The following is a 10513-nucleotide window of genomic DNA, read 5'->3' as shown; positions in this document are numbered from 1 at the left end:
TGAGCATTATTCAAGGTCCAGTAACTATTGTTTCCTTGGCTTCTATTGTATAAAATCGCATTGGAAACTTGATTTAATACCCGTTGGGCAGAATATTTTACTTGAGAACTCAGTACTTGAGGATGTCCTAATAATTTTAAAGCAAAATCATCTAAATCAATAAAATCAACATCTTCAAAACAGATGGTTTCTCGGGTAATAATATTCCGGTAGACCTCTTTAGAGGTACTATTATCATGTATTATCGCCATTGCTAAATTGTTGACCTCATGGGTAAGAGTGGATAGCAGAAGAGAATTTACCGCTGATAAAGTCAGAGTTGTTCCAAAAGGATAATGAGAAATATACGAATCAATCATAATCCGAGCTAAACTATCTGGACCCATGTTGGGAGAGGCGATTAAATTTTCAAGGAAATGTTGATAGTTAAATCCTTCTCCGGGGACATTGTCTTCCGATGCAACAAATATTTCGGTATGATTTCTTACTTCGTATGCCACTTCTAACATTCCCATTAAGCACGCATCCATAGCTAAAAGATCAAAATAGGCACCCGATTGGTTTAACGCATGCTCAACTTCGGGAATGGTCAAAGCATCATCGCCGGATGTTTCATCCCAACAAATATCCTTTTGCAGGGAACCAGGTCTTTTAAATCCGCCTCCATGATTCCATAGAATTAAAGAGTATTTCTGAGCAGGATAATTCTTGGTACAAAATTGGATAAAATCAACCAAGGTTTCACCGGTCCCCATATTAACTTCACCAATATCTTCAATAATTGGTGAATTAATATTTACTTGATCATAATCTTTGGTAATGTAGTATCTTCGAGCTCCGGCATATCCATAGGAATCGTATTGAACAATAATTTTTACTTTATCAGTTGAACCTACCAATTCCATGGAATTAATATTTTGAATAGCATAGGGATCAAGGTCATTATCACCATCGACATAAATCATGATGGTCCAAGCGGTTGAATAAGCACCCGGTGATGGTCGAGGAGTTGGGCTTTGGCTAGGGTTATCATTAGGGTATTTTGGTAGGCATGAAGTTAATGTGATTACAAAAATTAATAATAAAAAAATTATTACGACCTTATCAATTTTTTTGTTTTTCATTTATTTAGTTCCTATTCTAAGTTTTATTATAAAAATCACCATGGTTTGAGCCACGGTGATTTTTTAAAGAAACATCAAAAAAAAATTTTTTAATATTTATAAATTAGCTGTTTAGTTCCAAAAGTAATCAAATATTAATATAGATGTTTGAGGGGTTTGAATAATTCTCGGATCACTAACATAACCCCATTCATCTCTTAGTTCAACCGATACAACTCCACAAGGAACAGTTACTTGAACCATCCCATTATAATTGAGGTATTTGCCTGTAGATTTTCCATCAACCCAAACATACCCATAACAATCGAAACACTGGGAATAAATAGTAAGGCTACAAGTTTGTGGGGGAACATAAGTTGGAGTTGGTGGTTGTGAGGGCGCACAACCAGCGACAATAACTAAAGAAATAATAGCAAAAGCAAAAAATATAGTAATTAAATTTCTTTTCATTTTACACCTCCTTGGCTTTGGATAATAAAATAGTATTTTATATTTTCTTTTTGGTCAACCTTTTGGACGAATATTATAAAAAATTTGCGAAAAAAATTCTTTATTATTAATATATCGGTCAAGATCTTCCTATCTTTAGATATAATGAATAGAATTAACTTCATTCAATTATAATAATTTTAGGAGGAAACATGAATCCAATTCAATCAATATTACTCGGACTAATACAAGGTTTAACCGAATTTCTTCCAGTATCTTCCTCAGCCCATCTCATTCTTCTCCGCCCTATTCTCGGCTTTGGGGATCCGGATTTATGGTTTGATGTCCTGCTCCACGGAGGCACTCTGTTTGCGGTTCTTTTATTTATGATTCCTCAATATCATCGCTTATGGAAAAAACCTTCGATAATTTGGTATGTAATTTTGGCCACCATACCTGCCGGTATTTTTGGAACGCTTTTTGAATTCAGCGTGGAAAATCAAGTCAGAAATAACTATGGATTGATAGCGGCAATTTTGATTGCAGTTGGATTAATTTTCTTTTTTATCAAAGAAAGAGGAAGTCGATATTTAGAAGAAATGAATTGGAATTCAGCTCTCTTAATAGGATTATCCCAGGCACTAGCTCTCATTCCCGGAGTTTCTCGCTCGGGAATTACTTTAATTACTGCCCTCCTCCTTGGTTTTCGCCGAGAAGATGCAGTGTTTTTTTCTTTTCTTCTTTCAATAACCACTATTGGAGGAGCTTTTGTCAAAGGATTAATGGAAGTTAAAACCGTAGGACAATTCTCTTGGATAACAATTTTACCCGGTTTTATTACAGCATTTGTCTCCGGTTTGATCGCTTGTTTTTTGTTGTTGAAAATTGTTCAAAATAAGGAATTAAAACCTTTCGGCTATTATCGAATAATATTTGGAGCATTATGCCTTGCTTATTTTTTAACTTAAACTAAAACATGACTTCTTCTATAAGAATTCGAATATTCTCTTTTAAAATTTCATCAATTCTTTTAAAAAGATCGTCAGAAAAACGATTTACTGGAAGCCAAATTTTTATTCTCTTATCCTCGCAGACTAAATTAATCTCTGCTGAAGAACCGGTTCCTTTTCCTACCGATTCGATAAGATAAGTGCTTAAGGATGGAAAAGGGAAAAAACAAAGTGTTAATAAATCTTCTAATTCATATTCCCAATAAACAAAAACTGTCTCATGGTATCGATAGGGAACCGGCTCGAGCTTTAATTTGATCATTATACCGCTCCATAAACAAAATAGATTCCGAACCCGATTAATAAGACTCCACAGACTGCAACAATATTTTGATACACTTTTTGGGAAAGGAATTTTCGTCCACGATCAACAGCAAATGAAACCGAACTATACCAAACCAAATCAGCCAAAATGTGACCAATAAAAAATACCACTACTCCCCAGAGACGATATTTGGAAGCAGAAAGCATGAGTGCCATTCCAATGGTCGCCCACCACATTACCCAATAGGGATTGGAAAGACTAGTAATGATTCCATGTAATATAAGACTTTTATCCGGATCTTTCCCATCTTTTTTAAGATCGATTCTAACTTGTCGCAGGCTTCGAATCATATCAACTCCCAGATAGACTAAAACCCCACCTCCTACAATCCCAATTATCTTAAAAACTGTTTCATTTTGAAGTATAGAGCCAAGACCAAGAACTAATCCAATAACCAAAGCCAATTCTAATATTCCATGCCCTAAAACTGTAAGTGGACCAGCCTTAAAACCGGATCTTGAGCTTCCTGATAAAACCAGCGCAAACATGGGTCCAGGCATAAGGGCACCAGAAAAGCCAATCAAGAAAGCGCTCCCGAAAATAGATATTAATCCTAAAGATCCGTCCACAACTCACCTCTTTTACTTTGAGAATTGTCAGAATAATATTTTTGTTGATGATACAAAATATTATTCTGAATCTTATTCAATTTCTCCTTTTAAGAGTTTTTCCTTAGACCAAGTAGCTGTTCCAATGACTCCAGCATCCATACCTAATTCGGTTTCTGTGAACTGAATAGTACTTACCGGAACCATGTGTAGGTTTTCTTTTAGGCTGTTGGCAATACTCTCAAATAAAAGACGGCCAGCTTGTGCTACTCCCCCACCGATAATAATCATTTCTGGGTTCACAACCACACAAGTCGAAGACAAGGCAACACCAATATAAAAACCGGATTGTTTGATAATATCTCTGGCTATTTCATCACCGGCCACTGCTGCATCGGCAATGATTTTTGGAGTTACTAAGTTAAGATCTCCATTTATCATATCCCGAATTATAGTATCATTCTGTTGAACCAAAGAACGAAGAGCTTGAGCAACGATGGAAGGACCTGAGGCATATGATTCTAAGCATCCCCGGTTTCCACATCCACATTTTATTCCGCCTGGCTCTACGATAATATGACCAAGTTCACCGGCACTCCCGTCTTTTCCAATGTATAAGTTACCATCGATAACCACTCCCCCACCAATCCCAGTTCCTATTGCCATGAGGATTAAACTTTTAACATTTTTTCCTGCTCCAAAACGCTTTTCAGCCAAGGTAATAGCTCGCACATCATTAATAACCGCAACCGGAAGAGAAAGCTTTTCTTCTAACCATTCTTTTATTGGAATATGTTTCCATTTATTAGGAAAGTTGGGTAAAAGCAAGCATATTCCACGATTCCAATCTATTAATCCAGGAATACCTATACCAAGTGAATAGACTTTGAATTCTTTGAGTTCCGCCTCTTTTTTTAAACGTTTTGCTTCAGCGGCAATATCTTCAACCACATTTTCCGCTGGTCGCATTGCCTGAGTCGGTATCATTGATCGATCAATGATTGATCCTCGGTCGTCTACAATGGCAATTTTGGTATTAGTTCCACCGAGATCAACACCGATATAGGCTTTTTTTATCATTTATAACCCTCCAAACTGAATAATCATTATATTGGCTATTTATTATTTAAATCATAAGGCTTAATAACAAGCTATTTTAGTTTATTTCTTAAATCCTGTAAATACAATGAAAAGTGAGTTGTGGGTAATAAATAAATAGTAAATATTAAAACCCCATCCTCGTTTTCTCACTTTTTTCTATTCTTAAAATACACGGGTATAATAAATCAATCCCCTACAAAAGAATTAAAAAAATGTAGGGGCAAAATGTATTGTGCCCGATTAATGTAGCGGCATGCCATGGCATGCCGAATCTTGGTTTTCATTGTCATCTAGCTCTATTTAAAAGCATGAATTTCTCTTATTATATCAAGAGCGGATTAATCTTAATCTTTGTAATTTTTTGATTTCCACAGTTGACGAAGCCAGCTGCGGATCATTTTTTCATAACCTCGAGTTGAAGGTTGATAATAAACTCTTTTGATAAGTTCGCGTGGTAAAAACTCTTGTTCAACAAAAGCTCCAGGGAAATCATGAGCATATTTATACTCTTTCCCATAACCTGCGCTTTTCATCAATTGAGTAGGAGCATTCCTTAAATGGAGCGGAACCGGTAGAGAACCGTGTTCACGCACATCAGCTGTTGCTTGGTGCAAAGCTTTATAAGAAGCATTACTTTTAGGAGCACTGGCTATATAGAGAGTCGCTTGCGCCATCGACAACCTTCCTTCCGGTTCTCCAAGAAAATCGTAAGCTTGTTGAGCGGCTACGGCAACTTGCAGGGCTCGAGGGTCGGCATTTCCTATATCTTCTGATGCACAGGCAATTAATCGCCTAAAAATGGAATGAGGGTGCTCTCCAGCTTCCATCATCCGACACATCCAATAAACTGCTCCATCCGGATCACTTCCTCGCAGACTTTTGTGAAACGCTGATAGCATATTGTAATGTTCTTCGCCACTTTTATCGTAAAGAAATGATTGTTTTTGAAGAATATCGCCTACCATTGAAATCGTTATTGGTAAATTTTGTTTTTGTGATATGCTGACGACAATCTCGATCAGGTTGAGTGCTTGTCGGGCATCCCCATCAGCTAATTCTGCAATACTTTCCAGAACACCATCTTCTACTTTTAAATGCGGGATATTTAAACCTTTCTCACTTTCAATGGCTGTTTTCAATAATTTAACTAATTCTAAATTTGATATTTTTTTAAAAACAATAACTTGAGTTCGAGACAATAGTGGTCCAATTACCTCGAAAGAAGGATTTTCAGTGGTTGAACCAATGAGGACAACAACTCCAGATTCGACATAAGGCAATAAAACACTTTGCTGGCCTTTGTGGAAGCGATGAATTTCATCGATAAAAAAAACCGTTTTTTTTGAATCAGCCAAGTTTTTTTCTGCGATACGAACTGATTCTTTGATGTCTTTTACCCCAGAAGCAACCGCACTAATTGATAGCATCTGATAACCACATTGTTTAGTAATCAGAAGAGCTGTCGATGTTTTTCCCGACCCTGGTGGCCCCCAAAAAATCATTGATGGGAGCGTACCGGTTTTGATGATTCGATTTAAAATGCCCTTCTCTTCGGTAAGATGTGGTTGTCCGACCACATCTTCCAATTTTTGTGGACGCATCCGAAAAGCAAGGGGTTGTAAATTAGGTTGGGGAAAATAAAAAAAGTTTTCTTTTGGTTGACTCACAACTTCCCTCTTATAGATGGAGAAGGTTTTTTAATTTAACTTGAAATATCATTATCATCTGAAAACACAAATTCTTCCCCGGTAGAATTATGTAATAACGAATTACTGGCAGGGAGCGAAGTAAAAGTACCTAACGCCGCATCAATCTCAATAATCCAATCAAAGGTTTCGTCGGAGAGTATTCCTAACTTGTCTCCTAAAACTATTTCCATAGTTTGTAAGAACGAGTAGTTGCGATAAATAGTATTCATGTCTTCGATCGAAATCTCATTTAATTGAGAAAGATAATGCTTAATTTCTTCTTGAACAGCGTATTCTTCAACGGTTAAGCAGATTTTTTGTGGGCAATCAATAATCAGTTGTTCAATGATTTCTGCTTTAAGGTCTTCGGTTTTTTTGATCAATACTTTTATATCACTTAGAATTTCTTTGATAGTTTCAAAATATTCCTGCATTCAGATCATATTCCTTTTATTAATTTATTTTTTAATGAAATAAATATAAAACTGAAAACCTCACCACCAAATCTAAAGCAATTTATATAACCAAAAAGCTCTTCTCTTATTTCTTACTCAGAGTCATTATTTTATCCACTTCTTCCGGAAATGGAGCACCTTCCATTGGACCTTTTCTGGTTACTGCCAATGCTCCAACAGCGTTTGCAAAACGTGCACTTTCTTTTAATGAACGCTTATGAATAAGACTAACCAGAAATCCTGCGTCAAAGCAATCCCCTGCCCCTGTCGGGTCAATTTCTTCTACTTCAAAGGCGGGAACATCGTATTTAGTTCCTTGTGAATAAACCGTACTTCCTTTTGACCCTTTTTTGAGAACAACAATCTCAGCTCCTTTTTCTAAAAGTGCTAAAGCCGCCGCTTCGGGGTCTTTATTGCCGGTGAGCATAGTTGCTTCTTCACCTGAGGGGAAAATAATCGAGGCGCTTTCAATGATTGGTTGGCAAAGGGCTCTTACCTTATCAACCCCTAATATTTCCGGTCGGATATTGGGATCAAAACTGATTTTCACACCATTCTTTTTGGCGGTTTCAATAGCAGAGTAAATGGTTTCTTTCCAAGCCTGGTTAATTGAAACCGCTGAACCATTAATGTGAAGAAAGCGAGCACCTTTAAAATACGAACTGACAATCCGGCTTTTTTCAATAACACCACTCGCCGCGTTACGGATATGATATAAAAATTTTCTTGATCCATCAGAAAAGTAGGCAACAAAGGCTACTCCAGTTGTAGTATCGGGTTTGCTTTGAAAATAAGTCAAGTCAACTCCATCAAAACGGAGACGATCTTGAATTACTTTTCCAAAATCATCATTACCGACAGTACCGATAAAACCTACTTTCCCTCCTAAACGTGCAGCACAATCAGCAAATATTGCTGGAGCTCCACTGGGATAAGGACCGATAAAAACTTCAGGTTTGTCTAAACCAGCTCCAATTTTTTCCCTCATAATCTCTACTAATGCTTCTCCCATAGATATTATTTCAGGCATTTTAACTTTCCACCTCGAAATTAATGGTTTTTATGATGATTTAAATTTCTTTTGGCAATATATCATAAAGAATTAAATTGGGAAAGTAATTAGAAAAGCTTATTAATTTTTGTTTTTAGAAATTGATTATTATATATTTAAACGGTTTTGAACAGAACAAGAATTCGTATCCTGATATTATATTTCCCTTTGGTCCTTTTGAAAAATAATAAAGATTAAACTTTAGAAAAGGTCTGGTAATTGCTCTTTTTGTAATGACAACTAAAAAGTCCTTCTCACTTGTAGAAATGGTGAAGTGGAAAATGATGTTTTAACTCAATAGGACTTACTTACCACCATCATGATTTTTACAATAAATTGCTGATAGTTTCAACTGTATATTCAATATCTTGTTCGTTAACCACTCGGGAGGTTACCATGCGAATTAAGGTTGGTTTTGCTAAAGTCACCAAGATTCCTTTTTCTTTTAATTTCTCAAGAAAAAGTTTGCCAGAAATACTAGTTTGAGTGATATCGACTAAAATGAAATTGGTCTGTACTTGATTGAAATCGATTTTTACTCCTGGTAGACGAGCAATCCCTTGTGCTAACCGAATTGCATTTTGATGGTCTTCATAGAGAAGTTGAATATTTTCTTTTTGAAGCGCCACAATACCACAGGCGGCCAGCCAACCAGTTTGACGCATACCTCCACCTAGCATTTTTCGATATTTTTTAGCTTTTTCAATAAAATCATGTTGACCAACAAGAATCGATCCGACCGGAGCACCAAGACCTTTGGACAAGGAAACCATAACCGAATCGGAATAATAGGTTAATTCACTTACTTCTTTGTTTAAAGCAACTGCTGCATTGAAAATTCGAGCTCCGTCGCAATGAACAGGTATCCCCTTCTTTTGGGCAAAAGTATATATGGCTGCAATTTTTTCTAATGGTGGAATAATTCCTCCGTATCGGTAATGGGTAATTTCAGTACAAATAAGGCTGGTAGGTGGGTAATGAATATCATCAGCTCGAATTGCTGATTCGATGGCTGAAACATCGGGAACACCAGAATGATCTTCAATACCCCTAAACATCAATCCCCCTACCATTGCTCCACCACCGGTTTCTGATAGTCGAATATGAGCATTCTCTTCGCAAATCAATTCATCACCTCGGTTGGTATGGGAAAGAAGTGCAACTAAGTTTCCCATTGTTCCACTTGGGACAAATATTGAGGCTTCTTTTCCAAGGATTTCAGCCGCAAGTTTTTCTAACTGGACTTGGTTGGGGTCTTCACCATATACCGAATCACCCAAGGTGGCTTTAAAAGCTGTATCGACCATAGCAGTCGTTGGGAGGGTTATTGTGTCTCGTCTCAAATCGACAATTTTCATTTTACACCTCAATCCCACTTATTAGCGAGTGATATGAATAGGAATCTGAATATTAAATAGTATAAAATAACTTATTTCTCTGGACAGAGATTGATTCTGCTTAAGGATGAGCACTTCCTTGTTCAAGCAATATAATATAGCAGGATGGTAAGTCTTTTTGGTAAACCTTCTTTCATTCTCGAAGAAAAGCTGTAAATATCTCTTGAAACATTTCTTTTTTATCTTCGGTAATAATTTTACCTTCTTTACTCTCATCCATACAATATCCCCAAATACTTGATGTTAAAACTCTCATGAAATCCTTTCCAGGAATAATGTATCCATTAACTGTAACAATATCACCAATTTTATTTCCAAAATTATCACGAAATATTTGAAACTTATCCATTACCTTCTTGAATCGTTCCAGGGTATTGTGGTGGTGAAGAAAATCATATCCTGCCCGTTGAAATACCGTCATTAATTCGCGCTCTTCCATAATAAAATTAAACAAATTTTCGATAATAGCAGCTACTCTTTCTTTTTGGTTTTTTGTGTGAGGAACATCTTTCACCTTTTCCATTGCCTGAAGAATTACCTGCTCGATAAGACCCACCATTAAATCCAACTTACTGCTAAAATAATAGTAGATAGTCGACTTTTTAACTCCTGAACTATTTGATATTTCCTCTAAAGTTGCTTCAAAATAACTCTTTTCAGCAAAAATCTTTTTTGCTGCTTCTAAAATTTTTTGTTTTTTATCAATCAAATATATCACCTAAAATTTATTTATTTTTTTTGGAAATCATTCGAATGGATAGAACAAATCGTGCTGTCCTCAAAATACTGGATTAAATGAAAAGTGATGAAACAAAAAGATAAAGAATAAATTCAACAATTCCCCTCCACGGAGGGGAATTGTTAATCGTCATTCTAAGGAGCGTTCTTTGCGACGTGAGAATCTCTCAATATCAATCTTTATCTTTTTCTTTAAAAACATTTTTCTATTCTGAAAATCTACGGGCTTGATAAATCATGCCCGTATAAAATAATTTTAAAAATTGTAGAAACATAAATTTAAATTTCCTAAAACACATGTTTAACATTCAAAGACAATGTATCACCTGCCATAGAGAGCATTGAAGTGGCCGGACCACTTGATACTGAATAGGAAAAAGTGACCGTCCAATTGTCTTTCGGTTTATAATCGGTTCCAATAATATTGATCATACTTCCATCTTCAAGACTGAGTATGGAATTTAAAAATGGTTTCCATTTGTTATCAGGACTGGGTTTCTCTAAACGCAAGAAAAGATAAGAGGATACATCTTTTCCTTCTTCATAAGGAGTTCCCAATAAATAAATCAGGTTGTAATAAGTATTATCTTCAGCAGTATAATCGGCACCGACACTGGCTTTCCAGTACATCTCATCAAATACATCCA

Annotated in this window: 11 protein-coding genes and 1 pseudogene; 1 reads left to right on the top strand and 11 read right to left on the bottom strand. The window is 36.1% G+C overall.

What is annotated here, in order from left to right:
* A partial coding sequence (locus PLK24_RS04290) for a clostripain-related cysteine peptidase (protein ID WP_324476633.1) occupies positions 1 to 1124 on the bottom strand: 1124 nt, incomplete at its 3' end.
* Between the two features lie 111 nt (positions 1125 to 1235).
* Positions 1236 to 1574, bottom strand: coding sequence for a hypothetical protein (locus PLK24_RS04285; protein ID WP_324476631.1), 339 nt, complete (start codon positions 1572 to 1574; stop codon positions 1236 to 1238).
* A 191-nt stretch (positions 1575 to 1765) separates the two neighbouring features.
* Here PLK24_RS04285 and PLK24_RS04280 point away from each other — a divergent pair, with 191 nt between their 5' ends.
* A complete protein-coding gene (locus tag PLK24_RS04280) occupies positions 1766 to 2521 on the top strand; it encodes an undecaprenyl-diphosphate phosphatase (RefSeq protein ID WP_324476630.1) in 756 nt (251 codons plus the stop codon).
* A 1-nt stretch (position 2522) separates the two neighbouring features.
* Here the strand turns inward: PLK24_RS04280 and PLK24_RS04275 are convergent, their stop codons facing one another.
* The 9 genes and pseudogenes from PLK24_RS04275 to PLK24_RS04235 all read right to left on the bottom strand — a co-directional run.
* Positions 2523 to 2825, bottom strand: coding sequence for a hypothetical protein (locus tag PLK24_RS04275; protein WP_324476628.1), 303 nt, complete (start codon positions 2823 to 2825; stop codon positions 2523 to 2525).
* Positions 2825 to 3457 carry a LysE family translocator gene (locus tag PLK24_RS04270; RefSeq protein ID WP_324476626.1) on the bottom strand — a complete coding sequence of 211 codons (633 nt, stop codon included), beginning with the start codon at positions 3455 to 3457 and terminating at the stop codon, positions 2825 to 2827. Before PLK24_RS04270 ends, PLK24_RS04275 begins: the two co-directional genes overlap by 1 nt.
* 72 nt (positions 3458 to 3529) lie before the next feature.
* Entirely contained in the window at positions 3530 to 4516 is a 987-nt protein-coding gene (locus PLK24_RS04265) for an ROK family protein (protein WP_324476624.1), read from the bottom strand.
* A gap of 365 nt (positions 4517 to 4881) precedes the next feature.
* On the bottom strand, positions 4882 to 6204 hold the full coding sequence (locus PLK24_RS04260) for a replication-associated recombination protein A (protein WP_324476622.1): 1323 nt from the start codon (positions 6202 to 6204) through the stop codon (positions 4882 to 4884).
* A 35-nt stretch (positions 6205 to 6239) separates the two neighbouring features.
* Positions 6240 to 6659, bottom strand: coding sequence for a hypothetical protein (locus PLK24_RS04255; RefSeq protein ID WP_324476620.1), 420 nt, complete (start codon positions 6657 to 6659; stop codon positions 6240 to 6242).
* 106 nt (positions 6660 to 6765) lie between these two features.
* On the bottom strand, positions 6766 to 7710 hold the full coding sequence (locus PLK24_RS04250) for a sugar kinase (protein WP_324476618.1): 945 nt from the start codon (positions 7708 to 7710) through the stop codon (positions 6766 to 6768).
* A 347-nt stretch (positions 7711 to 8057) separates the two neighbouring features.
* Complete coding sequence (locus PLK24_RS04245; RefSeq protein WP_324476616.1) at positions 8058 to 9089, bottom strand: GntG family PLP-dependent aldolase; 1032 nt, start codon at positions 9087 to 9089, stop codon at positions 8058 to 8060.
* A 172-nt stretch (positions 9090 to 9261) separates the two neighbouring features.
* Positions 9262 to 9837, bottom strand: a complete 576-nt coding sequence (locus tag PLK24_RS04240; RefSeq protein ID WP_324476614.1) for a TetR/AcrR family transcriptional regulator — start codon at positions 9835 to 9837, stop codon at positions 9262 to 9264.
* Positions 9838 to 10154: 317 nt separating this feature from the next.
* Positions 10155 to 10513: pseudogene (locus tag PLK24_RS04235) on the bottom strand (DUF1302 family protein); the annotation flags it as partial.

This window comes from Atribacter sp. (assembly GCF_035418125.1).
GTDB lineage: Bacteria > Atribacterota > Atribacteria > Atribacterales > Atribacteraceae > Atribacter > Atribacter allofermentans.
The sequence above is the reverse complement of the archived record's forward strand: the minus strand, read 5'-3'. Positions and strand labels throughout refer to the sequence as shown.

Bases quoted from the DNA above. Each gene is read 5' to 3' on its own strand.
- PLK24_RS04285 (WP_324476631.1), bottom strand. From the start codon at position 1,574: ATGAAAAGAAATTTAATTACTATATTTTTTGCTTTTGCTATTATTTCT.
- PLK24_RS04280 (WP_324476630.1), top strand. From the start codon at position 1,766: ATGAATCCAATTCAATCAATATTACTCGGACTAATACAAGGTTTAACC.
- PLK24_RS04275 (WP_324476628.1), bottom strand. From the start codon at position 2,825: ATGATCAAATTAAAGCTCGAGCCGGTTCCCTATCGATACCATGAGACA.
- PLK24_RS04265 (WP_324476624.1), bottom strand. From the start codon at position 4,516: ATGATAAAAAAAGCCTATATCGGTGTTGATCTCGGTGGAACTAATACC.
- PLK24_RS04255 (WP_324476620.1), bottom strand. From the start codon at position 6,659: ATGCAGGAATATTTTGAAACTATCAAAGAAATTCTAAGTGATATAAAA.
- PLK24_RS04250 (WP_324476618.1), bottom strand. From the start codon at position 7,710: ATGCCTGAAATAATATCTATGGGAGAAGCATTAGTAGAGATTATGAGG.
- PLK24_RS04245 (WP_324476616.1), bottom strand. From the start codon at position 9,089: ATGAAAATTGTCGATTTGAGACGAGACACAATAACCCTCCCAACGACT.